Source organism: Kineococcus anabasis (assembly GCF_054590795.1).
In genome coordinates this window covers 535116-560251 of sequence record NZ_BAAIHU010000001.1, presented here as the reverse complement: position 1 = coordinate 560251, position 25136 = coordinate 535116, and the positions used below count along the sequence as shown (strand labels likewise).

At 73.6% G+C, this 25136-nt stretch carries 23 protein-coding genes; 21 read left to right on the top strand and 2 right to left on the bottom strand.

Going from position 1 to position 25136, the window contains the following annotated elements:
• The first annotated feature begins 15 nt into the window (after window positions 1–15).
• The 21 genes from ACYQBY_RS02540 (at window position 16) to ACYQBY_RS02440 (ending at window position 23650) form a co-directional block, all read left to right on the top strand.
• Window positions 16–1008 (top strand): shikimate dehydrogenase, encoded by a 993-nt coding sequence (locus tag ACYQBY_RS02540; protein WP_459642223.1) that lies wholly within the window; start codon window positions 16–18, stop codon window positions 1006–1008.
• An 87-nt stretch (window positions 1009–1095) separates the two neighbouring features.
• Window positions 1096–2511 (top strand): type IV pilus twitching motility protein PilT, encoded by a 1416-nt coding sequence (locus ACYQBY_RS02535; protein ID WP_459642222.1) that lies wholly within the window; start codon window positions 1096–1098, stop codon window positions 2509–2511.
• Window positions 2512–2528: 17 nt separating this feature from the next.
• Window positions 2529–3773: a type II secretion system F family protein gene (locus ACYQBY_RS02530; RefSeq protein WP_459642221.1), complete on the top strand. Its 1245-nt coding sequence runs from the start codon at window positions 2529–2531 to the stop codon at window positions 3771–3773.
• 221 nt (window positions 3774–3994) lie between these two features.
• The gene (locus tag ACYQBY_RS02525) at window positions 3995–4471 is read left to right on the top strand and encodes a type II secretion system protein (RefSeq protein WP_459642220.1); all 477 of its coding nucleotides are present in this window, start codon (window positions 3995–3997) and stop codon (window positions 4469–4471) included.
• 88 nt (window positions 4472–4559) lie between these two features.
• Window positions 4560–5879 carry a type IV pilus modification PilV family protein gene (locus ACYQBY_RS02520; RefSeq protein WP_459642219.1) on the top strand — a complete coding sequence of 440 codons (1320 nt, stop codon included), beginning with the start codon at window positions 4560–4562 and terminating at the stop codon, window positions 5877–5879.
• Window positions 5876–6610: a PulJ/GspJ family protein gene (locus tag ACYQBY_RS02515; RefSeq protein ID WP_459642218.1), complete on the top strand. Its 735-nt coding sequence runs from the start codon at window positions 5876–5878 to the stop codon at window positions 6608–6610. Before ACYQBY_RS02520 ends, ACYQBY_RS02515 begins: the two co-directional genes overlap by 4 nt.
• Window positions 6607–8445 carry a hypothetical protein gene (locus ACYQBY_RS02510; protein ID WP_459642217.1) on the top strand — a complete coding sequence of 613 codons (1839 nt, stop codon included), beginning with the start codon at window positions 6607–6609 and terminating at the stop codon, window positions 8443–8445. Before ACYQBY_RS02515 ends, ACYQBY_RS02510 begins: the two co-directional genes overlap by 4 nt.
• Window positions 8442–9230, top strand: a complete 789-nt coding sequence (locus tag ACYQBY_RS02505; protein ID WP_459642216.1) for a prepilin peptidase — start codon at window positions 8442–8444, stop codon at window positions 9228–9230. The genes ACYQBY_RS02510 and ACYQBY_RS02505 overlap by 4 nt, the downstream gene beginning before the upstream one ends.
• A gap of 133 nt (window positions 9231–9363) precedes the next feature.
• Entirely contained in the window at window positions 9364–10410 is a 1047-nt protein-coding gene (gene pilM, locus ACYQBY_RS02500; RefSeq protein ID WP_459642215.1) for a type IV pilus assembly protein PilM, read from the top strand.
• Complete coding sequence (locus tag ACYQBY_RS02495) at window positions 10407–11057, top strand: PilN domain-containing protein (protein WP_459642214.1); 651 nt, start codon at window positions 10407–10409, stop codon at window positions 11055–11057. Before pilM ends, ACYQBY_RS02495 begins: the two co-directional genes overlap by 4 nt.
• A gap of 28 nt (window positions 11058–11085) precedes the next feature.
• Window positions 11086–11766, top strand: a complete 681-nt coding sequence (locus tag ACYQBY_RS02490; RefSeq protein WP_459642213.1) for a type IV pilus inner membrane component PilO — start codon at window positions 11086–11088, stop codon at window positions 11764–11766.
• Entirely contained in the window at window positions 11766–12836 is a 1071-nt protein-coding gene (locus ACYQBY_RS02485) for a hypothetical protein (protein ID WP_459642212.1), read from the top strand. The genes ACYQBY_RS02490 and ACYQBY_RS02485 overlap by 1 nt, the downstream gene beginning before the upstream one ends.
• Window positions 12837–12888: 52 nt before the next feature.
• Complete coding sequence (locus ACYQBY_RS02480) at window positions 12889–14286, top strand: cell wall-binding repeat-containing protein (RefSeq protein WP_459642211.1); 1398 nt, start codon at window positions 12889–12891, stop codon at window positions 14284–14286.
• A gap of 95 nt (window positions 14287–14381) precedes the next feature.
• Window positions 14382–16634 carry a S8 family serine peptidase gene (locus tag ACYQBY_RS02475; RefSeq protein ID WP_459642210.1) on the top strand — a complete coding sequence of 751 codons (2253 nt, stop codon included), beginning with the start codon at window positions 14382–14384 and terminating at the stop codon, window positions 16632–16634.
• 137 nt (window positions 16635–16771) lie between these two features.
• Window positions 16772–17695, top strand: a complete 924-nt coding sequence (locus ACYQBY_RS02470) for a type IV pilus modification PilV family protein (RefSeq protein ID WP_459642209.1) — start codon at window positions 16772–16774, stop codon at window positions 17693–17695.
• Window positions 17692–18267 carry a PilW family protein gene (locus ACYQBY_RS02465; protein WP_459642208.1) on the top strand — a complete coding sequence of 192 codons (576 nt, stop codon included), beginning with the start codon at window positions 17692–17694 and terminating at the stop codon, window positions 18265–18267. The genes ACYQBY_RS02470 and ACYQBY_RS02465 overlap by 4 nt, the downstream gene beginning before the upstream one ends.
• Window positions 18264–19760, top strand: coding sequence for a hypothetical protein (locus ACYQBY_RS02460; RefSeq protein ID WP_459642207.1), 1497 nt, complete (start codon window positions 18264–18266; stop codon window positions 19758–19760). Before ACYQBY_RS02465 ends, ACYQBY_RS02460 begins: the two co-directional genes overlap by 4 nt.
• Window positions 19761–20079: 319 nt before the next feature.
• Complete coding sequence (locus ACYQBY_RS02455) at window positions 20080–20982, top strand: hypothetical protein (protein ID WP_459642206.1); 903 nt, start codon at window positions 20080–20082, stop codon at window positions 20980–20982.
• The gene (locus ACYQBY_RS02450) at window positions 20979–21593 is read left to right on the top strand and encodes a hypothetical protein (protein ID WP_459642205.1); all 615 of its coding nucleotides are present in this window, start codon (window positions 20979–20981) and stop codon (window positions 21591–21593) included. The genes ACYQBY_RS02455 and ACYQBY_RS02450 overlap by 4 nt, the downstream gene beginning before the upstream one ends.
• Window positions 21590–23038, top strand: coding sequence for a hypothetical protein (locus ACYQBY_RS02445; RefSeq protein WP_459642204.1), 1449 nt, complete (start codon window positions 21590–21592; stop codon window positions 23036–23038). Before ACYQBY_RS02450 ends, ACYQBY_RS02445 begins: the two co-directional genes overlap by 4 nt.
• A 69-nt stretch (window positions 23039–23107) precedes the next feature.
• A complete protein-coding gene (locus ACYQBY_RS02440) occupies window positions 23108–23650 on the top strand; it encodes a pyridoxamine 5'-phosphate oxidase family protein (RefSeq protein WP_459642203.1) in 543 nt (180 codons plus the stop codon).
• Window positions 23651–23691: 41 nt separating this feature from the next.
• On the opposite strand, the gene ACYQBY_RS02435 is transcribed toward ACYQBY_RS02440, so the two are convergent.
• Together ACYQBY_RS02435 and ACYQBY_RS02430 are read right to left on the bottom strand one after the other, a co-directional pair.
• Entirely contained in the window at window positions 23692–24339 is a 648-nt protein-coding gene (locus ACYQBY_RS02435) for a 3-oxoacid CoA-transferase subunit B (RefSeq protein WP_459642202.1), read from the bottom strand.
• Window positions 24339–25109, bottom strand: coding sequence for a CoA transferase subunit A (locus ACYQBY_RS02430; RefSeq protein ID WP_459642201.1), 771 nt, complete (start codon window positions 25107–25109; stop codon window positions 24339–24341). The genes ACYQBY_RS02435 and ACYQBY_RS02430 overlap by 1 nt, the downstream gene beginning before the upstream one ends.
• Between the last annotated feature and the right edge of the window lie 27 nt (window positions 25110–25136).

Here is a 25136-nt window from a genome sequence, read left to right as displayed (position 1 = left end):
CGCGGCGGGTGGGCGGTGAGGGCCGCGGTCTGCGGCTCCCCGATCCGCCACTCGCTGTCGCCGGTCCTGCACACCGCCGCATACGAGGCGCTGGGCCTGCGGGGCTGGTCCTACGACCTGCTGGAGGTCGACGAGGAGCGCCTGCCCGCCGTGGTGGACGCCCTGGACGGCTCGTGGGCGGGCCTGTCGCTGACGATGCCGCTGAAGGAGGTCATCGTCCCCCTGGTGGACGAGGTGACGGACTTCGCGCGCGCGGTGGGGTCGGTGAACACGGTGGTGGTGCGGCCGCGCCTGGACCGGCGCGGTGTGCCGGGGCGGCGCGGGGTGCGGTTGCGGGCGGACAACACCGACGTCGAGGGCCTGGTGGTGGCGGTGCGGGAGGCCGCGCCGCACCTGGTGGAGCGGGGCCTGCGCCGGGCGGTCGTGGTGGGCGGTGGCGCGACGGCGCGCTCGGCGCTGGTGGCGCTGCTGCGCCTGGGCTGCCCGGAGCCGGTGGCGGTGGTGCGCAGCGAGCGGCGCGCGGAGGAGCTGGAGGCGGTGGCGGCGCGCCTGGCGGGCCGGGTGCGGGTGCTGCCGTGGAGCGAGCTGCCCGTGGCGGCCGCCGCGGAGGTCGTGGTCTCCACGGTGCCGGTGGGCGGCTCGGAGGCGGTGGCGGCGGAGCTGCTGGCGGGACCGGGGCCAGCGTGGTGGCCGCTGCTGGTGGACGTGGTGTACGCGCCGTGGCCGACGCCGCTGGCGAGGGCGTGGGGCGGTCAGGTCGTCGGCGGCTTCGAGATGCTGCTGCACCAGGCGGCGGCGCAGGTGCGGCTCATGACGGGCCTGGAGCCGCCCGTGGAGGCGATGCGCGCGGCGGGCCTGGCGGCGCTGGCGGCGCGCGAGGAGGCCGCGCGGGCGGCGGCGGACGGACCGGCCCCCGGCGGCTCCCCCGAGCAGGCGCAGAAGCAGGAGCAGGCGCCGGGGCAGGCTGCGCAGCAGGCACCGCAGGCGGCCCGGGGCGGGGCCGGCTGAGCCGTCCGGGCTAAAGCCGGGCGCTTCTCCGGCCGATGGGTCCCCTGAGGTGCCGACAGGCGGCACCGTGCCTCGAGGGGGACCGTCTTGACCGACTCGTCGCAGCACCTCAGCGCCCGCGACCGGGTGGCCAGCATGCGCCTGAGCCAGCGGGGCGTGCAGGAGCCCGCGGCCGAGGCGCAGCCCGCCCTGGCGGACGTGGCGTCGCTGCTCGCGGCGCAGCAGGCCCCCGCCCCCGTGCAGCCCGCCGCCGTGCAGCCCGCCGCCGTGCAGCCGGTGCCCGTGCCGGTGTCCGTGCCGGTCGCGGTGAGCCCTGCTGCGGCCACGCAGCCGGCGACCATGCCGCTGCTCGCCCCGCCCGCCGCCGTCGCCGGTCCCGTCGCCGCCCCGGCGCCCGTGGCCGTCCCCGTGGCGGCCGCCGCGCCGGACGCCCAGCAGGGCCCGCGCGTCAACGAGATCCTCGCCGCCGCCCTCGACGTCGGTGCCTCCGACACGCACATCACCGTGGGCGTGCCCCCGATGGTGCGCCGCTCCGGCGACCTGCACCCCCTCGACGGTTTCGAGGCCCTCAAGCCCGCGGACATCCAGGCGATGCTCTACGCGATGATGACCGGCAAGCAGCGCCAGACGTTCGAGTCGAACCTGGAGCTGGACTTCGCGTACACGCTGCCGGGCCGCTCCCGCTTCCGCGTCAACGTGTACCGCCAGCGCGAGTCCCTCGGCGCCGCGTTCCGCCGCATCCCCTACGAGATCAAGCCGCTGGAGGACCTCGGCGTCCCGCCGGTCGTGGGCGGCTTCGCCTCCCTGCCGCGCGGTTTCGTCCTCGTCACCGGCCCCACCGGTTCCGGCAAGTCCACGACCCTGGCGTCCGTGGTCGACCTGGCGAACCGCACCCGCCGCGACCACATCATGACCGTCGAGGACCCGATCGAGTTCCTGCACAAGCACAAGAACTGCGTCGTGAACCAGCGCGAGGTGGGGGAGGACACGAAGTCCTTCGCCAGCGCGCTGAAGCACGTGCTGCGCCAGGACCCGGACATCATCCTCGTCGGCGAGATGCGCGACCTGGAGACGATCCACGTGGCCCTCAGCGCCGCCGAGACCGGTCACCTGGTGTTCGGCACCCTGCACACCCAGGACGCCGCGCAGACCATCGACCGCGTCATCGACGTGTTCCCCGCGAACCAGCAGCAGCAGATCCGCGTGCAGCTCGCGGGCGCGATCCAGGGCGTCGTGTGCCAGACGCTCGTCAAGCGCGCCGACGGCAAGGGCCGCGTCGTGGCGACGGAGGTCATGGTGGCCACCCCCGCGATCCGCAACCTGATCCGCGAGGGCAAGACCCACCAGATCCACTCGGCCATGCAGGCCGGTGCGGCGCACGGCATGCACACCCTCGACCAGCACCTGGCCGAGCTGGTGCGCACCCGCCAGATCACCTTCGAGGCGGGCCTGGAGAAGTGCCACGCCCCCGACGAGTTCCGCCGGCTCGCCGGCCACGGCTGAGAGGTCCGGAAAAGCTGATGGCGACCGCCACGAAGAACAGCGGGTCGAAGACGTTCGAGTACACCGCGCGGGACCGGGCCGGCAAGGCCGTCAAGGGGAACCTCGACGCCGGTGACGCCTCCTCCGCCGCGCAGAAGCTCGTCAGCCAGGGGCTGACCCCGGTGAAGGTCTCGGAGACGAAGGCCGGCACCGGGCTGCAGATGGAGCTCAGCCTGCCCGGGTCGAACCGGGTGAAGCTGAAGGAACTGGCGCTCATGGCGCGGCAGTTCGCGACGATGGTCTCCAGCGGCCTGACCCTCATCAAGGCGCTGAGCATCCTCGCCGAGCAGACGGAGAGCAAGAAGCTCGGCGAGACCCTGCGGACCATCCGCTCGGAGGTCGAGAGCGGCTCGTCGCTGTCGGTGTCGATGGCCAAGCACGTCGACGTCTTCCCGCCGCTGATGGTCAACATGGTGCGGGCCGGCGAGGTCGGCGGTTTCCTCGACACCGTGCTGGTGCAGGTCGCGGACAACTTCGAGGCCGAGGTCAAGCTCAAGGCCAAGATCAAGTCGGCGATGACGTACCCGGTCGTGGTGTTCGTCATCGCCATCCTGGCGGTCACGGGCATGCTGCTGTTCATCGTGCCGGTGTTCGCGAACATGTTCACCGAGCTCGGTGGGGAACTGCCGCTGCCGACGAAGATCCTCATGTGGCTCTCCGGTGCCATGAAGGTCGCCGCCCCCGTCGGTGTGGTCGCCGGCATCGTGGCGGCTTTCGTGTGGCAGCGGGTGAAGCACAAGGACCGTGTCCGCGGTGTCGTGGACCCGCTGAAGCTGAAGATGCCGGTCTTCGGGATCCTCGTGCAGAAGATCGCGCTGAGCCGGTTCACCCGGAACCTGGGCACGATGATGCGCTCGGGCGTGCCGATCCTGCAGAGCCTCGACATCGTCGGCGGCGCGTCGGGCAACGTGGTGATCCAGCGGGCGACGACCGCCGTGATGGAGAGCGTCCGCTCCGGCAACTCCCTCTCCGGGCCGCTGGCGGAGCACGCCATCTTCCCGCCGATGGTGGTGCAGATGATGTCCGTCGGTGAGGACACCGGTGCCCTGGACAGCATGCTGCACAAGATCTCCGACTTCTACGACCAGGAGGTCGAGGCGACGACGGAGGCCCTCACGAGCATCATCGAGCCCCTCATGATCGCCGTCCTCGGCGGCATCATCGGCGCCATGATCATCGCCATGTACCTGCCCATCTTCGGGGTGTTCGAGCTCATCAACTGACGGCAGCCGGCCCTGCCCACGGCCCCCGCACCCACCGGTGCGGGGGCCGCGGCCGTTCCCGCGCGCGCGCCGTGAACCCCGCCACGTGGTCCCGGTGGGAAAGGGGTGGCACAAGTCCTAAAGCCCGCCGCGGGAACGCCGATGAACTAGGTACAAGAGCCGCCACACCACCCGGTGCGCGATGCGCGAGCGGCTCACCGTCTCACCGAAGGGGAGAGCTCATGCTCGCTCGCATCCGCAAGTCCCTCGACGAGAAGGACCAGGGTTTCACCCTGATCGAGCTCCTCGTCGTCATGATCATCATCGGCATCCTCGCCGCGATCGCCGTCCCGGTCTTCCTGTCCCAGCGCGCCAAGGCGCAGGACTCCGCGGCCAAGGCCGACGTCTCCAGCGTCGGCAAGGAGATCGCGACCTACTTCGTCGACAACACCGCGGCTCCGGCCACCCTGGCGATCGGCACGAGCGGTGCCCAGAACGGCCGCTACACCCTGACCCCGGCTGGCGCCGGCGCCACCGCGATCGACCTCGGCAAGGCCAGCGCGAACGTCGCCCTCGGCCAGCGGACCACCACCGCGTGGACCGCCGCCGCCTGGTGCGTCGACGTCATCAACAACGCAGGCTCGCAGAAGACCTACCGCTACTCCGCGCAGAACGGCCTGGAGAACGGCACCTGCGCCAGCGCGACGTCGCCGGTCTGATGACCTGACCTGGAGGGGCGCCACTGCGGTGGCGCCCCTCCAGCCGTTCGTCCGCAACGTCCGAGCCACAGACGACCTGGGAGGGGAGATGACCAGCATGCACGAGCGCGACGAGGGTTTCTCCCTCCTCGAGGCCGTCATCGCCATGGTCGTCACCGGGATCCTCGCCCTCGGCGTCGCCGCCGTCCTCGTGCAGTCGATGGACGTGAGCCGCACCAGCGCCGACCGCACCGCCGCGGCCGCCATCGCCACCACGCAGATCGAGACGTTCCGCGCCCAGCGCGGCCTCGACCTCCAGCCCGGGCGCACCACCGTCTACGTCGACCCCCGCGACGGTGCGGAGCACACCACCCAGGACGGCACCCGCTACAGCGTCGAGCGGGACGTCTCCGTGGTGGCGAGCAGCTCCGAGGCGAGCCTCTGCACCGCCGCCAGCGAGTCCGTCAGCTACAAGCGCGTCCGCGTCGTCGTGGACTGGCCCGGTCGCCGCAGCGGGCAGCCCGTGCGGGCCGACACCGTCAAGTCGCTCGGCATCGGCGGTGTCGCCGCGATCTCCGTGACCGGCGGGAACCAGCAGCCCGTCCCCGGGGTGCGGGTCACCCTCGCGCCGCTCGGCGCCTCCACCACCACCGGCTCCGACGGGTGCGCGGTGTTCACCGAGCTCAGCGCCGCGAAGCTCTACACCGCCGGTGTCGACCAGCCCGGGTACGTGGGCCTCGACGGCACCCGCGCCGTGAGCAGCGGGCCGTTCCGGATCGATCCCAGCAAGGTGACGCGGCTGACCTTCCGCTACGACCGCCCCGGCTCCCTCGCCGTGCGCCCGGTGCCGCCCCCGGGCCCGGCGCCCGCCGCCCTCGGCGTCGTGCCGGCCGTCCAGGTCCCCGCGGCGCTGCAGCTGACCGCCGGCTACAACCTGTGGACCGCGGGCTCGACCCGCAAGTACGAGCCGTGCCCCGGCACCGGCGGGCCCTGCACCACCCCGGGCACCAGCCCCACCCGGGTCGTCCCCGACCTCTTCCCCGACAGCATCAACGCCTACCGGGTGTGGGGCGGCTCCTGCGGTACGACGCAGCCGGTCACGCCCGGCGCCGTCCCGTCGGCCCTGGTCACCGCGGGTGCCGCCGCCGGCGTCGACCTGCCGCTCGGTGCCGTCAAGGTGTCCGTGCGCAAGGGGACCCTCGCCGTGCCGGGTGCGAGCGTGGTCGCCTCACCGGCCCCCACCGCGCTGGCGCTCGGCTGCCTCAGCAACCCCCAGCTGACGTTCACCGCGAACGCCGCCGGCGACGCCTTCATCGCCCTGCCCGACGGGTCGTGGACGGTGAGCGCCAACGGCGGGGCGCAGGGCGCCCCCTTCACCGTGACCGCCGGCGTCGTCAACCCCGCGGCCGTCCAGGCGGTCGCACCGTGAGCGCCCCCCGGCCCTCCCGCGACGGCGGGTTCAGCGCGGTCGAGCTGGTCGTCGGTATGGCGGTCAGCGGTGCGCTGCTCGTCATGGTCGCCACCCTGCTGCTCGGCACCCTGCGGACCACCGCCTTCGTCAGCGCCAAGCAGTCCAGCGCCGCGGACGCCCGCATCGCCGTGTCGACGATGACCCAGACCCTGCGGGTCGCCGAGCCGCTGGCGCCGGCCGACGCCTCCGGCCGGATCCCGCAGGCGACGCCCGACGGGCAGGTCGAGCAGGCCCTCACCGTGGCCACGCCCTCCACGATCACCTTCTACGCCAGCCTCGCGACCTCCGACGCCGACCCGCGTCCCACCCGCGTCACCTACGGCTGGAACACCGGCCGGAGGTGCCTGCAGGAGACGACCGTGCCGGCGGGCGAGGTCGTGTCGGGGAGCGTGAAGTACTGGACGTTCCCCACGGCCTCGGCCCGCACCCGGTGCCTCGCGTTCGGCGACACCGCCAACGCGAACCTCTTCTCCTACTTCACGATGCCCGAGCCGCTGGACGCCACGGCGTCCCAGGGTCTCGTCGAGCCGGTGGCGCTCGGGGCCCCCGGGGCGACGCTGGGCCTCGCCGACCTGCAGGACGTCGACCACGTCGGTGTGCGGCTCGTCCTGAGGTCCGCCGCCGCCGTGAGCACCGTCGACTCGCACGTGACGCTCGTCAACGCCCTCGACCAGGGGAGACGCTCGTGAGAACCCCGCTGCGCGCCCGCGCCGACGAGGGGGCGGCCCTCGTCGTCTCCGTCGGCGTCATGATGCTCGCCACCGTGCTCGCCTTCACCGCCCTCGGCCTGGCGGTGCGCACCATCCAGCCGACCCGCGACGAGGCCGACTCCCGGCGGGCCCTCGCGGCCGCGCAGGCGGGCGTCGACGACTTCGTGTCCCGGCTGAACGGGGACGAGACGTACTACCAGCGGGCCGACGCCGACACCGGCAACGAGGCCGCCACGGCGGCCAACCGGCCGCGCGGCGCCGCGGTCCCCGGCAGCGCCACCACCGGGGAGAGCTTCCGCTACGAGGTGCTGAACGAGGCGGAGGTCCCCACCTCGCTCACCATCCGCCTGAAGGTCACCGGCTACGCCGAGAACAGCGCCGGCACCGAGCAGCGCACCGTCATCGCCAACCTCAAGCCGGACAGCTTCCTCAACTACATCTACGTCACGGACCTGGAGACGGAGACGCCCGAGGCGTACGCCAAGGCACCGCGCGCGTTCGCCAGCTCCAACGGCGGCGCCGGCAGCCCCAACCTGCACAGGTCCAAGGACGGCGTCGAGTACTACCCCGACCCGACGGTGGTCCAGCGGGAGTGCGCGAAGTACCACTACACCGGCAGGCCGTACCCGTCGGTGGACGTCTACGAGGTCAACCCCCTCGTGAACGGCCGGCAACTGTGGTCCAGCACGGGCGGCGGCCCGCTGTCCCGGTACACCGGCACGGAGTTCGTCGGCGAGAAGGTCTCCGTCCAGTGCGCCGACATCCCGTTCATCCCCGGCGACGTGATCAACGGCCCGCTGCACACGAACGACTCCATCCAGCTGATCGGCCCGGTCAGCTTCATGAGCCCCAAGACCGAGACGTCGTGGAACTACAACCCGGCGAACGGCCGCCGCTGGTGGGGCGGCTACAACTCGAACCTGTCGCCGAACCAGCCGAGGTACGCGGCTCCGATCGTCATGCCGCAGGACAACTCAGCCCTGCTGAGCGTGGCCAACTCGGAGAAGGGCTGCACCTACCGGGGCGCGACGAAGATCACCCTGCGGGCGGACGGGACCATGCAGGTGTGGAGCCCGAGCACGGTGCGCACGGTGGCCAACGCCAGGCGGAACTGCCTCGGCACGACCCCGGGCGACAGCGTCCCGGTCCCCGAGGTCGTCTACGTGGCCGACACCACCACGTGCGGGGGCAGCGCCACCGACGGCACCAGCCGCGTGGGGTACCCCCTGGTCGGCGAGGCCACCAACGGCCCGCACACCCCGGACTTCGCCTGCCAGACCGGCGACGTCTACGTGCAGGGCGACCCGGCGAACTCCGGCCGCTTCGGCGGCCGCCTGACGATCGCCGCCGGCAACGACATCATCGTGACCGGGGACATCCGCTACGCCGGCGACAACCCGTCGACCCCGGACATCGAGGGCTCCGACGTGCTCGGGCTGATCGGGAACCGCAACGTGTGGATCTACCACCCGGTCAGCAGCACTGCCGGCGGCGGGACCAACCATCCCGGCTTCACGACCTTCTACCGGGTGGACGCGGCCCTCCTCGCGCTGAGGGCCAGCATCCTCGTGCAGAACTGGGAGCTGGGCGCCAGCCTGTCACCGAACGCCTCCAACCCGAACACCAAGCTCACCATCCGCGGCTCCATGACGCAGAAGTACCGCGGCCGCGTCGCCGACTACAGCGGTGGCGCCTTCAGCCACGGCTACCTGAAGAACTACACGTACGACCCGCGCCTGCCGGCGAACCCGCCGCCGTACTTCATCCGGCCCGAGTCCTCGCCCTGGTACGTCGAGAAGGTGACCGACCGATGACGTCCGTCCTGCTCGCCGCCGCAGCCGTCCTGGGCTGCCTCATCGGCTCCTTCCTCAACGTGGTCGTGCACCGCGTCCCGAGGGGGGAGTCGGTGGTGCGCCCCGCGAGCCGCTGCCCCGGCTGCGGCTCGGCCGTGCGCCGCCGCGACAACGTGCCGGTGCTGTCCTGGCTGCTGCTGCGCGGCCGCTGCCGGGACTGCGCCGCGCCGATCAGCGCCCGGTACCCCCTCGTGGAGCTCGGGACGGGGGTGCTGTTCGCCGCGGTGACGTGGGCCGTGGGCCCGTCCTGGGCGCTGCCGGCGTACCTGTACCTGGCGGCGATCGCGGTGGCCCTGGCGCTCATCGACCTGGACGTGCGCCGGCTGCCCGACCCGATCGTGCTGCCCTCCTACGCCGTCGCGGTGGTGCTGCTGCTGCTCGCCAGCGCCGGCACCGGGGACTGGGCCGCGCTCGGCCGCGCCGCCGTGGGCTGCGGGGTGCTGTTCCTCGTCTACGCCGCGCTGTGGTTCACCGGGGGCATGGGCCTGGGCGACGTGAAGCTGGCCGGGGTGCTCGGCCTGTACCTGGGCTGGTGGGGCTGGGACGCGCTCGCCGTCGGCGGGTTCTCCGCCTTCGTCCTCGGCGGCGTCGTCGGTGCCGCCCTGATGCTGCGCGGGCGCGCGGGGCGCAAGTCCCGCATCCCGTTCGGCCCGTACATGCTCGTCGGCGCCCTGGCCGCCCTGTTCGTCGCCGCGCCGGTCGCGCAGTGGTACCTCGGTCTCGTCGGCCTCGGGGCGCCCGGCTGACGCACCCATCCGTGTGGTGGACCCCGCCGATCGGGCGGTCCCGGGCGCTCAAGGTGCCCCCGGGGCCGCCCGATGTGCTTGGGGAGGACAACCACCCGAGCCGTGACCGGCTCACCACGACGAGGGAGGCGACGTGCCCGGACGCACCGCCATCGGTCTCGACATCGGGACGTCGGGAGTGCGCGCCGCCGAGCTCTCCTACGGCAAGCACGGCATCACCCTGGAGCGCTTCGGCCAGGTGGCGCTGCCCCCCGGTGCCGTCCAGGACGGCGAGGTCGTCGACGTCCCCGTCGTCGTCGAGGCCGTCCAGGCGCTCTGGAAGGGCAGCGGGTTCAAGCGCAAGGACGTCGCCCTCGGCGTCGCCAACCAGCGCGTCATCGTGCGCCAGGTGGACCTGCCGTACCTGCCGCCCGCGGAGTTCAAGGACGCCCTGCCGCTGCAGGTGCAGAGCTTCCTGCCCTTCCCCGTCGAGGACTGCGTCCTGGACTTCCACGTCACCGACGAGGTCGACGAGGGTTCCGGCCGGCAGCTGCGCGGCCTGCTCGTCGCCGCCGCCCGCAGCATGGTGATGTCCAACGTCACCGCCGTCGAGGCCGCGGGCCTGCGCGTGACGTCCGTGGACCTCACCTCCTTCGCGGTGCTGCGCTCCGTCGGGCGCACCCACGCCGACGTGGCCACCGAGGCGCTCGTCGACGTCGGCACCCGCGTCAGCAACCTCGTCGTGCACTCCGGCGGCGTCCCCCGCTTCGTGCGCATCCTCCTCATGGGCGGTCAGGACGTCACCGACGCCATCGCGGAGCGCCTCGGGATCCCCTCCGCCTACGCCGAGGGCGTCAAGCGGCACGCCGTCGACGACATCGACCAGGCCGACCTGGAGGCCGCCTGGCTGGCCGCCGACGCCGCCGTCGACGAGTTCGCCGACGAGATCCGCGGTTCCCTCGCCTACTACGCCGCCTCCCACCCCGGGTTCCCGGTGGAGCGCATCGTCCTGTCCGGGGGCGGCTCCCAGCTCGACGGCCTCTCGGACCGCCTCGTCGAGATGACCCGCCTCGACGTCGTCGCCGGTGACGTGCTGTCCCCGCTGCACCTGGGCCGCACCGGCCTGGACGACGAGCAGCTCCGCCACGTCCAGCCCCTCGCCGCGGTGCCGGTCGGCCTCGCCCTCGGAGTGATCGCATGAGCATCCAGACCCTCGACGCCCTCACCGTCCGCCGGGCCGTGGCGCGCGTCGACCTGCTGCCCCCGGAGATCGGGGAGGCCCGCCGGTTCAAGCGCCTGCAGCGCGGCCTCGCCGCCGCCCTGCTCGGCGTCGTCGGCCTCTCCGGCGCCGCCTACGCCCTCACCGCCGGGCACGTCACCCGCGCGGAGGAGGCGCTGGAGGCGGAGCGGGCCAGGACCGCGCCCCTGATGGCCGAGCAGGCCCCCTACGCGGAGGCCCCGAAGGTCATCGAGCAGACCGAGGCGGTCACCCGGATGCAGCTGGAGGCGGCCGCCTACGACGTCGCCTGGTACGGCTACCTCGACGCCCTGGCGACGCGTGCGCCCGCCGGGCTGGACCTCACGACGCTCACCTTCGCCGTCACCCCCGCCGTCGCCGGCGTCGCGGCCACCGCGGACCCGCTGGCCGTGCCCGGTGTGGGCACCGTGGAGGTCAGCGGCAAGACCCGCAGCCAGGACACGGTGGCGACGTGGATGGAGCAGCTCGCCACCATCCCGGGCATCACCTCCCCGGCGCTGAACGGGTCGAGCCTCGATGCCGCCACCGGCGCCATCACCTTCAGCACCAAGGCCACCCTCACCGACGCCGCCCTGCAGCAGCAGCGGTGAGCACCGAGACGACGCGAGGAACGACGACATGACCATCTCCAAGAGCGGGGCATGGATCGCCGGTACGGCCGCCGTCGGTGTGCTGGTCCTGCTGGGCGCCTGGATGCTCCTCATCTCCCCGATGCGCACGCAGGCGGCGGACCTCGCCGACCAGCGCGTGCAGGTGGAGAGCAACAACGCGATGATCCGCACCCGCACCGCGCAGCTCAAGGCGCAGTTCGAGACGCTGGACGCGCAGCGGGCCAAGCTCGCCGAGGTGCGCGCGCAGATGCCCGCCGACGCCGAGGTGCCGGCGCTGCTGCGCCAGCTCGAGGGCTACGCGGCGTCCTCCGGTGCCACCCTGACCGGCGTCACGCCCGGCACGGCGACGCCGTTCGTGCCCACGGGCACCGACCCGGCCCAGGCCACCGGCACCGCGGTGGCGGCCGGCCTGTACGCGGTCCCGCTGACCGTCACCAGCGCGGGGACCTTCGCCGAGACGGAGCTGTTCCTCAAGAACCTCCAGGCCGACATGCGCCGCTTCCTGCTCATCGACAACCTGTCCGTCACCGCGGGCGGGAACGTGCCCGGCGAGGTGGACACCACCATCACCGGGAAGATCTTCGTCCTGCGTGACGAGGCCGCCGCGCCCGCGCAGCCCGCCACGACCGCCCCTGCCACGACCGCACCCGCCGCCGACGCGGCCCCGAGCACCGAGACGGTGAGCTGATGAACGAGGAGTTCCCCGCCGGGGACGCGGAGCCGGGTCCCGACCTGTCGGCGTTCCACGGCGCCGCCCGCGGCGCCCGCCGCGCCTCCTCCCGCAGCCTCCTGGCCGGCGTCACCGTGCTCGCCGTCGTCGGCGGCGGCGCGCTCGGCTTCGTGTGGCTGAGCACCCCTCCGGCCGCCACGGCCGAGGCGTTCAACCCCGGCACGCGCGTCGTCCCGCCGGTCGTCGTCCCCACCACGTCCCCGGACCTGGCGGGAGCGGGATTCGTCGTCAGCAAGCGCGACCTGTTCGCCAGCACCGTGGACCCGAGCCCCGCCGCCGTGGCACCCGCGCCCGCCACCAGCACGAACCCGGCCGTGGTCGTGCCCGTGCCCTCGCTGCCGACCGCCGCGCCGAGCAAGGCAGCCCCGGTGGCGCCCCCCGTGGCGCCGCCGGTGGCCCTGCCGGTCCCCGCCGCACCCAAGCCGGCGCCGGCGACGCCCAAGCCGGCTCCGCCCAAGCCTGCTGCGCCCGCGCCGGCCCCGACCCCCACGCCGTCGCGCTCGACGGCGCCGCCGTTTGAAATCTCGACGTACGTCTACACCGGGCTGAAGCCCGAGAGCAAGTACCCGACGAACTTCGCGGTGGCCCCGATGCCGCTGCCCGAGGGGAACAACTGGGGCCACTCAGGCTGGTCGGTCCTCATCCAGGACGGCACCGTCCTGTACCCGGCCGACATCACGTTCCAGAAGGACGTCGGCGGCCAGGCGTGGATCACCTCCAACCGGGGAGTTCCGCAGGAGTGGTTCGTGCCCCAGGGCAAGGCCGTCCCCGCCGCCGCCATGGGAGACACGAAGGGCACCGTGCGCGTGGTCGGCATGCGCAGCGAGAAGGACTGGCTCATCCAGGTCAACCGGGAGAGGTCGGTCATCGTGAGCATCGGCGAGCAGGTTCCCGGCACCCCGCTCGTCCTGAAGAGCGCCGGGGACGTCACCGGAAAGCCGCGGCCCACCACGTCCTTCACGGACGCCGACGGAGTCGTCTACCAGGGCGCCGTCGGGGCGGGTGAGACCGATGGTGTCTCGTACTGACCTCACCGCGGACGTGACCGCGCACATTTCCCCGACGTCGCCGGAGGTTCCCATGTCCCGCTCGACGGTCCGCCGCGGCCTGCGCGCCGCAGCTGCCGGCATCCTCGCCGCCGCGGTGGCGGGTGCCGTGGCCGTTCCCGCCGGGGCGACGCCCATCCGCGCCGACCAGCGGTACGGCACCGACCGGTACCTCACGTCCCTGGTCCTGGAGGACTACCCGCTGCAGACGGCTTTCGTCGTGACGGGTCAGGACTTCCCCGACGGGCTCACCGCAGGGGCCGTCGCCGGGTCCATGGGCGCCAACGTCTACCTCTCCCCGCGCGGGCAGCTGACGGCGGACGTCCGCCAGCGCCTGACCTACCACCCGAACATCGTGTTGGTCGGTGGTGAGGGCGTCCTCGGACCCGACATCGCGACCTGGCTGCAGCAGAACACCCGTGCGCGGATCTCCCGCCTGGGGGGGCAGGACCGGTTCGAGACGGCCGCGGACGTGGCCCGCTTCGGGTACCCGAACGGGGCGCGGCACGTCGTCGTCGCCACGGGGACCACCTACCCCGACGCCCTGGCCGGGGCGGCGGCCGCCGCCAAGCTCGACGCCCCCGTCCTGCTCGTGACCCGCGACGGGGTGCCCGCCGCCACGTCGGCCGCCCTGGCCGACCTCCGCCCGGAGCGCATCACCGTCCTGGGCAGCGACGGCGCCGTCTCCGGGGCAGTCGCCGAGGAGCTGGCGGCCACCGGGGCGCAGGTCGTGCGCGTCCAGGGCCGGGACCGCTACGAGACTTCGGTCGCGATCGCACGCGCGTTCTTCGACGAGGAGGACACCGACGAGGCCGTCGTCGTGTCCGGGACGAGCTGGCCCGACGCCATCAGCGCCGGCGCCTTCGCCGGGCGCATGGGGGCACCGCTCCTGCTGACACCGCGTGCCTGCGTGCCGCAGTCCGTGAACCTCACGATCGAGGCGCTGGACGTGGTGCGCCTGTTCGCGGTGGGTGGCGACGCGGTCCTGACCGAGGACGCGCGGAAGAGGACCTCCTGCGGGGCGGGTGCGAAGACGTATCTCGACCAGCTCCCGTGGCCGACGGGCAACGCCCGGTATCTGTCCGACCACGCGACGATCGAGGGTGTCTTCTACCCGCGCTCCGCCTCCTTCGACACCGACCCGCGCAACTCCGAGTACCGCACCTGGAACTTGGCGGGGAGGTACACGCGCTTCACCGCCACCGTCGGGGTCCGCGACGGAAACACGTCCGGACTGCGTGGCACGATCGACGTGTACGGCGACGAGAAGCTGCTCATGAGCCGCACCGTCACCGCGGGTGCCTCCGCATCCTTCGACGTGCCCGTCGCCGGGGTGCACAACCTCAAGGTCGTGTCCACGTCGAGCCACCCGACCCCGCCGCTGCAGGCGACCGACACCGTCGTCTACCTCGGTGATGCCGCCGTCTCGTGAGCACTGCGGTGCTTCTCCCCCGCCGGTTCGACCGGCACCCCATCGACCACCCGGGGCAGCGGACGTCGCTGCCCGCCGAGCACCGCGGAGCGTTCGTGTCCACACGTTTGAAGCCCGTTCACGGCGCGACCGTCGCCGCGCTCGTCGTCGGCCTCCTCGCGGGGCCGACGGTGTCCGTGGCGGCCGGCGCCACCCCGTCGCCCACGCCTACGACGACGGCCACACCGACTCCCACCCCCACCCAGGCGGCCGTCGAGCGGGCGACCTTCGACGTGCTCATCTGCAGCGTGCCGGAGAGCACCGCCCCTCAGGCGGGCAGGGCGTGCGGTTCCGGGATCGAGGCGGCGCTCCCGCACGACCGGGTGCTCCTCACCGTCCGCAAGCTGACCGCCGCGCTGGCCACGGAGACCGTGACCCAGGAGCAGCAGAACCAGGCGCTGCGCACCCTCCTCGAGGACGCCCGGACACGGCCCGACGCGAGGGCGACCGCACTGAACTCCGCGTCCGGGGTGTTCGCAAAACAACTGGATCTCGCCGGCATCGACAGGGACCACGCGGCCACCCGCCTGCGGCACCGCGTCGTCACGTCGGACGTCGCGAGAATCCGTTTTCTCTCGCACCACAAGCCGGAGCTCGTCACCACCGACCCGCTGCTCCGGGGCGCACCGAACCTCCTGGCGGTCAACGCCTTCCCGGCGTGGCACCGCACGACCGGCACCGGGCAGCGCATCGCCATCGTGGACACGGGGGTCGACGCCACCGATCCCGAGCTCCGCGGCCCGGTCGCCGCGTCCTACGACGAGCTCCTGGGGCCGAACCCGGCCCTGGTGCGCAACGTCGTCGTGGACTCGGTGGACCTCGCACCCGGAACGGCGGTCGGCGTGCACGGCACCCAGGTCGCCCGGTTCGTCGCTGGTCGCCTCAACAACGGCGTCGGTGCCGCCGGCGTCGCACCCGGCGCGGACCTGATCTCGGTGCGCGTGTGCAACGACACGGCCTGCACCTCCGGGGCGGTGGCCGGCGGGATCGCCGCGGCCCTGGAGGCGGGCGCGACGGTCGTCAACGTCTCCGCCGGCGGCAGCGAGGACAGCCTCGTCGAGAAGGCTGTCGTGGACGAGGCGCTGCGGCGCGGGGTCGTGGTGGTCGCCGCCGCGGGCAACAACGGTGCCGAGTGCGACACCGACCAGGACAAGGCGGTGGCCAACTGCGGAAACCTGGAGCACTTCCCGGCCGCACACCCCGGCGTGCTGTCGGTCACCAGCCCGAAGACCGCGACGGCGACCTGGCAGAACCACACCCCCGGTGTGGACCTCAGCGCGCCCGGCTGGAAGCTGGGCGTCGGCACGGACGCGGCGCCCGTCACGGGGACGTCCTTCTCGGCCGCGCAGGTGTCCGGTGCCGCCGCGCTCGTGCGGTCGGTGAACCCGGCCCTCACCCCGGCCGAGGTGGCCGAGGTGCTCCGCAGCACCGCCGCGCCGGGCTGTATCTGCCCCGGCTTCGGTGCGGGCACCCTCGACGTCGGTGCCGCGGTCGCGGCCGTCACCAGCGGCGACTCCGTCACCCGCTCCGCCGGCTCGGCCACGTACGTGCGCAGCGGTGTCTCCGCAAGGGTGCAGGGTGCCATCCTGGCTCGCTATGACGCGGCGGGCGCCGAGCGGGGCCCGCTCGGCTGGCCGGTGTCGAATGAGCTGTCGGCCGCGGTCGACGCCGTCAACGTCCGCTCCCTGCCCACCCGTGCCGGTGTCGTGAGCCACTTCGAACGGGGGGCGATCTTCTGGAGCCCCGCCACCGGCGCCCAGGTGGTCCGCGGTGCGATCGGAGCCCGGTTCGCCGAGATGATCCAGGCGCAGAACGAGCGCGCCTTCAGCCGAACCGGTGGCGTGACCACCTTCGAGCCCCGCCGCCGCGCTGACGTCTGGCTCGGCTACCCCACGTCCGAGGAGCTGCCGCTGCGCGGCGGTGTCGTCCAGCGATTCCAGGGCGGCCTCGTCTACTGGGCGCCGGGCACCGGCGCGCACGCCCTGCGCGGCGCGATCCTCGAGGCCTACGGCACCACCGGCTACGAGAACGGCCGGCTCGGCTACCCCGTCACCAGCGAGACGGCCCTCCCCGGTGGCGCCTTCACCGCCTTCCAGGGCGGTTCGATCTACTGGAGCCCCGCCACGGGCGCGCACGTCGTCCAGGGCGCCCTCCGCGACGCGTGGGGTTCCACCGGGTGGGAGCGGGGCTACCTCGGCTACCCGGTGAGCGCCGAGTACCCCGTGCAGGGCGGTGTGCGGCAGAACTTCCAGGGCCGCTCGCTGGTGTACACGTGGGCGACCCGGAAGGTCACGGAAACCCGTCGCTGACGGTAGCGCCCGGGGCGCGGGATCGGCCCAACGGCTGATCCCGCGCCCTCCGTGCTTCAGGTGGCTCCGGTCCTACCGACACCTGACGTATGACCCAGGCCACACCGAGCCACCGGCTCCGCACGCGCAGCGCCGCCGTGCGACCCCACGGCCGCCCCGACGACCCCCGCGACGGTGCCGACGCGGGTTTCTCCCTCGTCGAGGCCGTCATGAGCATGGGCATCTGCGCCGTCCTGGTCACCTCCCTGGCCGGCGGGCTGATCGGCGGCCTCAAGACGGACCGTGAGGCGCGCGACGGCGCCCAGGCGGCCGACCTGCTGCGCGTGGAGACCGAGCGGGCCCGGGCCCGCGCCTTCCCCGAGCTGCGCCTGCGCGGCGCCGAGCTCGCCGGGGACCCGCTCGTCCAGGGGGGCAGCGCCCCGCGTGCCCGGGTGGGGGACGCCGCGGTCGAGGAGCCGGTCGTGCTCGTGCCCACCAGCGCCGCCGTCAGCGCCGGATACACCCCCCACACGACGACCAGCACCCGGCAGAGCACCACGTACACGCTGCGGCACTACGTCACGCAGCCCGCCTCCTGCGCCTGCCGCCGCTACAGCGTGCTCGCCTCCTGGACGAAGGAGGGACGCGAGCGGCGCCGCTGGTCCAGCGTCCTCATCGCCGACACCGACCGCGGTGTCGCCTCGAACTGGTCGCTGGGCGTGGAGGGCGGCGCGGTCCCCGCCCCGGCGTCCCGCACCGTGCGCATCCCCCTGCAGCTGTGGAACCACGGCAACCGCGACCGGTGGACGCTCACCGCGGCCGTCGCCGGGACCGGTGGGCCCGCGGTCGCCACCGTGCGCTGGTACGAGGACGATGACGCGAACGGCTCGCTGATGAGCCGGGACCTGCCCGGCGTGGCGAACACCGGCCGCACCGCCTCCTACGAGAGCGGCGCCGTGTCCCGGCTGGTCCTCGAACTCACCCTCGCCCAGGCGGGCACCCACCAGGTGACCATCCGCAGCGCCTCGGTCGTCGACCCCACCGTGACGCGGGAGTTCGGCGTCGAGGTGACCGTCCCGTGAGCGCCGCACCCGCGGAGGAGCTCCGGGGCGACGCGGGCATCACCCTCGTCGAGCTGCTCGTGAGCTCGGTCATCGGCCTCATCATGATCATCCTCGGGGCGACCGCGCTCGCGACCACGCTGCGCTCCAACACCGAGGTCATGGCCTCCACGGAGCAGTTCGACGCCGGGATGATCGTCACCGAGCGGCTCAGCGCCGACCTGCGGGACGCCCGCGCCGTGCTGGCACCCAGCGCCGGTGCGGTCGTGGACGACCCGGGCAGCGCCTCGGCGCTGCCCGCCACGCCCCCGGCGACGGGCTCGGTGACCGTGTGGCTGGACACCGACGCCGACTACCAGCAGCAGCCCGCCGAGCGGATCACCTGGAAGCTCGTCGCCGGCCGGGTGTGCCGCACCCCCGAGGGGGGGACCGATCACTGCGTCAGCATCTCCCAGGAACCCGCGACGCTCGGCTTCACCTTCCTCCGCAACACCTCGACCCAGCGCATCCACCAGGTGCGCGTGGCCCTGCGGCACGGCACCCGCGAGGCCGACGAACGCCTGTGGACCGTCGACCTGGAGAACGCCCGATGAGTGCAGCGAACCCCCGGCCCGCCTCCCGGCGTGAGGAGGGTTCCTCCCTCCTCATGGTCGTCGGCGTCTTCGGCATCGTCGCGATGCTCCTGCCCGTGCTGTTCCTCGTCGTCGTCCAGGACGTCAGGGACGCCGGCGCGCACCTGCAGCGCGACTCCGGTGAGCGCGCGGCCCGCTCCGGCATCCAGGCCGTGATGGCCGCGCTGGAGGAGGACGGCGACCACGTGCCAGCGGGCACCGCCCTGTACTTCGCCGGCGTCACCCCCGTCCTCGCCTCGGCGACAGCGCTGGTTCCCGCGGGTGCGACGACCCCACCGGGTGGCGCGCTCGTGGCGACGCCCGACCAGGCGCCGACCGGCACCGCCGGCCACTGGTCGCGCCTGCACGGCTGGGACAGCAAGGCGTGGGAGCACCGCTTCGCGCGCGCGGCACTCATGGCCGTCCCGAACGCGTACACGCAGACGACGCCGGTGGGGCGCTACCGCGTCATCCGCCCGCCCGTCGGCGTCGACGCGGCCGGGGTGCTGCAGTTCGGCACGACCGTCTACGCGCTCGGCTGGCCCCTCGACGCCGGTCCCGACAGCGGGAAGATCGTCGTCGCGGAGTACGCCAGCGTCCCCTACGACCCGGCCGCCGCGCTGCTCACCGACCACGACCTGGAGTTCAGCGGCAGCTTCGTCACCAGCAGGGCCCCGGGCACCACGGCCCCCGCGGACGTGCACACCAACGGCCACCAGAGCGGCACCGCGAGCAGCGTGAGCATCGCCGGCTCCGTCACCGCCTCCGGCTCCTCCACCTTCGGCGCCGCGGCCTCCCACCAGCCCCGGCGCGCGATCGCGTCGGTGGACCCGCGGTTCCTCTACGAGACGTACTCCCCGACGTGGGCGAAGCAGTGGTACGACCTGTGCCCGGACGGGAAGGTCCACCGCCCCGCCACCACCGGTGTCCCGTGCGCCAACCCCGCCACGGTCACGGCCGCCACCGCCCCCGGGATGGACAACTGGCGGTACGCCGGTGGCACGTGGACCCAGAGCGAGCCCGGGGCACCGTCGGGCATCTACTACGTCTACCGCGGCGACGCGGTGCTGTGGACGAAGTCCTCCGTCCGGCAGACCGTCATCACCGAGTCGACCCGGAACCTGGCCTGCCCCAAGACCGGTGACGGGAACCTGGAGGTGAAGCGGATGACGCTCACCGCCCTGCTGCCCGGTGTCGCCCTCGTCTCCGGTGCCGACCTGGTGCTGCACTCCCAGGCGGAGGCCGTGGACGGTGTCGTCGCGGCGCAGGAGCGGATCGACATGAACACCAGCTCCTCCCCGGGCATCGTCGGCTACGCCGTCGCCCAGAACCGCTGCTCCGCCGACAACGTCACCGGCGGCTACGTCGCCCCGAACACGTTCCAGGGCAACGAGATCATCTACAAGCGGTTCCCGACGCTGCTGCGCAGCACGCGTCCGCGGGTCACCGCCGAGACGGTGCTGCGCGCCGGCTGACCGAACGGTCCCACGACGACGGAGGGCTCTCCCGCACCGGGGGAGCCCTTCGTCGTCCCCGGGGTTCCGCGCCCGCCGCGCAGCCACGTTCCGTCAGCGTCACCCGTCCGGGCGACACCGGGACGGAGCAGCGCGGATGCGCATCGTTACGCCCCCCGGCTGACCGGCGTGGGTTTCCCTTCCCCCGGGATCCGGGGTTCCTGACACTGAGGTCATGGTCCCCCCCTCGGCGTCGCCCGGTCGACGCACCCGCCGCTGCGCAGCGCAGCCGTCGCGCGCCGCCGCTGCCCAGGGTGCCCCGGACGCGGGATTCTCCCTCGTGGAGTCGATCGTCTCCCTGGCGATCTGCGCGCTGCTCGTCACCGTCGTCACCGCCGGCCTCGTGCAGGCCGTGCGCGCCGACCGCGCCGTGCGCGACGAGGCGCAGGCCGCCGACCTGCTGCGCGCCGCCACCGAGAGCGCCCGCGCCGGCTCCCCGCTCGCGCTGCGCCTGAAGAACTCCGAGCTCGCGGGGGACCCGCACGTCACCACCGCCACCGGCGCGCCCCGCGCCACCCTCGGCGCCCTGCCCGGCGACGAGGCCGTGGTCCTGCTGCCGGCCGCGGCCGCCGCGACGGACCCGTACCTGCCGCACACCACCACCGAGGCGCGGCAGAACGTCACGTACACGGTGCGCCAGTACGTCACCCAGCCGCCCGCGGCCGTGTGCGCGTGCGTCCGGCACAGCGCCCTGGTGACGTGGACGAAGGACGGGCGGGAGCGCCGCCGCTGGGCCAGCCAGCTCATCGCGCAGACCACCCGCGGAACCGCCAGCAGCCTGCTGTGGCAGGTCGCGGGTCCCGTCGAGGTGCTCCCGGCCACCGGTCCGGCGCCGCGATCCGTGACGGTTCCGCTGTCCATCGAGAACCACGGCAACCGCGACAGCTGGACCCTCAGCACCCAGGTCACGCGGGCCGGCACCGCCGTCGCGGTGACCCCGTCGTGGGCGAACAGGGACGACGGCGCCGGTGTCGCGCCGTCCCCGGCGTTCCGCAGCACCACCGCCTCCGGGGACGTGACGACCCTCGGCTACGAGAGCGGCCAGACCGCCAGGCCCGCGGTGACGTTCCAGGTCCCGGCGCCCGGCGCCACCACGACGTACACGGTGACGGTGACGATGACCTCCACCGCGGACCCCACCGTGCGGCGCACCGCCACCACGCCCGTGACGGTGGCGCCGTGAGCCCCCGGGGCCGCGCGACCGCGGACGTGACCGGCGACGAGGGCATCACCCTCGTCGAGCTCCAGGTCTCCGCCGTCATCGCGATCCTCGTCGGCGTCCTCGGCCTCACCGTGATGACCGGCACGATGCGCGCGGGGGAGCAGCTCACCAGCAGCACCCAGCGCTTCGACGCCGGCATCGTCGCCACCGAGCGGCTCAGCGGGGACCTGCGCGACGCCCGCGTCCTCCTCGACACCGCGGGCGCGCCGCTCACCGCGGCCTCCACCGGGGTCGTCGACGAGAACGCGACCCCGGCGGCGGCCGCCGCCGTCGCCCCGGCCACCTCGGTGCGGCTGTGGCTCGACGGCAACGCCGACTACGTGCAGCAGCCCGCCGAGCGCATCGCCTGGGCCGTGACCGGCGGGCAGCTCTGCCGCCTGCCGGAGGGCGGCACGCAGTCCTGCGTCGCCGTCGCCGGGCACACCGCCGAGGTCTCCTTCACCTTCCTGCGCAGCACCACCACCGGCGCCGTCCACCAGGTCCGCGCCGCCCTCACCTGGATCCCCGCGGCAGGCGCGAGGCGCGACGCCGACACCCGCCTGCTGACCGTCGACCTGGAGAACGCCCGATGACGAACAACGGCACCACCGCCCGCACCCCGCGCGGCGACGAGGGCTCCTCCCTGCTGCTGGTCGTCGCCGTGTTCGGCATCGCCGCGATGCTGCTGCCGCTGTTCATCCTCATGGCGGTGCAGGACATCAAGGACGCCAAGGCGCACCTCGACCGCGACTCCGGCGAGCGCGCCGCCCGCGCCGGCGTGCAGGCCGCCCTCGCGGTGGTCGGCACCCCGGCCGCCGGCACCACCAGCGACCCCGCGTTCTCCGCGGCCCTCACCGCCCCGGCGCCGTTCAGCGCGCGCCAGGGCTGGGACGGGAACAAGGCCGCGCAGCGCGACTGGGCGCGCTCGGCGCTGCTCGCGCTGCCCGCCACCAGGGACGTCGACACCCCCGCCGGGACCTACCGGGTGCTGCGCCCGGCCGACAGCCGCACCGTGTACGCCCTCGGCTGGCCGGTGGGCGCCCAGCCCGAGCAGGGCCGCGTCGTCATCGCCGAGTACGCCTTCCCGCTGTACGACCCGGAAAACGCGATGCTGACCGCCGGGAACCTCAAACTGGGCGGCAACTTCGGGGTGTGTGCCGTGGACCAGACGGACTCGTCCACGTGCTCCTTGGCCCCGGTGCACCCGGCCGATGTCCACACGAACGGTGTGCAGATGCTCGGGCCGCACAGCGTCTGCATCCAGGGCACGCTGAGCGCGGTGGGGACGGCCGGGATGGGCACCGACGCTTGCCCCTCCAAGCCGACGCTGGAGCCGGTCAAGCAGTACGCCGCGCCGCAGATCGCGCCCGAGGTGAACCCGCGCGAGTACTACCGGCGCTACAGCCAGGCGCCGGGTGTCCTCTGGTACGACCTGTGCCCTGACGGCAAGGCACACAAGCCGGTCTCGGACACCCCGTGCGCCGGACCAATCGAGCCCACCCCGACGGCGTGGTCGTGGCAGGCGCCCGGCGGTGGCGGTGGCGGTGGTGGTGGCGGTGGCGGTGCCGGCCCAGCCCCGACCTGGAGTCAGGGTGACCCGGGAGCCCTCGAGGCCGTCTACTACGTGTACAACGCCCAGGTCGACATCCACCACGGACCCGGCAAGGGGCAGAAGCGGCAGACCGTCCTCAGCGAGGCGGCGAACCCCTCCTCCTGCTCCGGAGTCCTCGGTGACATCAAGGTTCAGCTCGCGCAACTGCGCGCCTACCTTCCTGACACGGTGCTGGTGTCCGGCCGCGGCATCGACCTGAGCGGCGCCACGACCTGGGGGGGCGCGGTCGCGGCACGCGATGACATTCAGATGTCTGCGGCCTCAGGCGCGGGGGCGACCATCCACGGCTACGTCCTGACGCAGAACGTCTGCACGGCGGACAACGCCGTGGCGAACGGCGACATCTACTTCGAGTGGTCCCAGGGCCTGTTCTTCGCGAACTCCCGCCCCATGGTCACCCTGGAGACGGTCCTCACCGCCGCCTGACCCCCCCGCGGGACCCCGGTGCGCGGGAAACCCAGACGGGTCGGCACCGCACGTCGGTAGGCTCCGGCCATGGGAAAGGTCTTCGAGGCGATCGACGGGACGCTGCGGCGCTGGATCGAGGCGCAGCCGGTGTGGTTCGTCGCCACCGCCCCGCTGGCTGCCGACGGGCACGTCAACGTCTCACCCCGGGGCGCGGACTCCCTCTCCGTCCTGGGCCCGCACCGCGTGGGCTGGGTGGACCTCACGGGCAGCGGGGTGGAGACGATCGCGCACCTGCGCGAGAACGGCCGCATCTGCCTGATGTTCTGCTCGTTCGACCAGCGCCCCCGCATCGTTCGCCTGCACGGGCGGGGGCAGGTCCACCTGCCCGGCAGCGCGGCCTTCGAGGAGGTGGCGGCCCTGCACCCGCCGCACCCGAGCACCCGCGCGGTCATCACGGTCGACGTCGAGCGCGTCAGCGACTCGTGCGGGTGGGGCGTGCCCGTGATGGACGTCGTCACCGACGAGCGCGACCTGATGCGCCAGTTCGCCGAGAAGAAGGGCGAGGGCGGGATGGACGCCTACCGGGCGCAGCAGAACACGAGCAGCCTGGACGGCCTGCCGGGCCTGTGAGGCCGGACCGCGGCACCGGCGCCGCCGGCCGCCCCCGCTCCTCAGCGCGCGTCCACCAGTTCCGCGCCCGTGGCCCGCTGCACGTCCTCCAGCGACACCCCGGGCGCGAGCTCGCGCAGGAGGAACCGCCCGCCGGCCGGGTCGGGCTCGGCGTCCACCACGGCGAGGTCGGTGATGACGCGCTGCACGACGCCCTGGCCGGTGAGGGGCAGCGTGCAGGCGGGCAGCAGCTTCGGCTCGCCCTTCTTCGTGACGTGCTCCATGACGACCACGACGCGCCGGGCGCCGTGGACGAGGTCCATCGCCCCGCCCATGCCCTTGACCATCGAGCCGGGCACCATCCAGTTCGCGAGGTCGCCGTTCGCGGAGACCTGCAGCGCCCCGAGGATCGCCACGTCGACGTGGCCGCCGCGGATCATCGCGAAACTGGTGGCGGAGTCGAAGTACGCCGCGCCGGGCACGACGGTGACGGTCTCCTTGCCGGCGTTGACGAGGTCGGGGTCCACCTCCTCCTCGGTGGGGTACGGGCCGACGCCGAGGATCCCGTTCTCCGAGTGCAGCACCACGTCCACCCCGGGCGGCAGGAACCCGGGCACGAGGGTGGGCAGGCCGATGCCGAGGTTGACGTAGTTCCCGTCCTCGATCTCGGCGGCGGCGCGCGCGGCGACCTGCTGGCGGCTCCAGCCCATCAGGACTCCTCCTCCGGGGTGCGGACGGTGCGCCGCTCGATGTCCTTGGCGGCGGCCTGCTCGGGGGTGAGGGCCACGACCTGCTGCACGAACACGCCCGGCAGGTGCACGGCGTCGGGGTCGAGCTCGCCGACCTCGACGACGCGCTCGGCCTCCAGGACCGTGACGCGCCCGGCGGTGGCGGCGGGGACGTTGAAGTTGCGCGCCGCGGCGTGGAAGACGGCGTTGCCGGCGCGGTCGGCGACGGCTGCCCGCACGAGGGCGTAGTCGCAGGTGAGGGCCTCCTCCAGCACCATGCGGCGCCCGCCGAGCTCGCGGACCTCCTTGGCGGGGGAGGCCGCCGCGACCGTGCCGTCGGGGGCGTAGCGCCAGGGCAGGCCGCCGTCGGCGACGAGGGTGCCGACCCCGGTGGGGGTGAAGAACGCCCCGATCCCGGCCCCGCCCGCGCGCAGTTTCTCCGCCAGGGTGCCCTGCGGGGTGAGCTCCACGTGCAGCTCCCCGGCGAGGTACTGGCGGGCGAACTCCTTGTTCTCCCCGACGTAGGAGGCCACGATCCGCCGGATCCGGCGGGCCTCCAGCAGCAGGCCGAGGCCGTGCCCGTCGGTGCCGCAGTTGTTGGACACCACCGTCAGGTCGTCCGCGCCCTGCTCCAGCAGCGCGGAGATGAGGACGCTGGGGATGCCGCAGAGCCCGAACCCCCCGACCGCGACGCTGGAGCCGGAACCGATGCCCGCCACCGCTTCCGCGGCCGAGCCCACCACCTTGTCCATCGAACCTCCCCCACGAGGGCGCCGCGC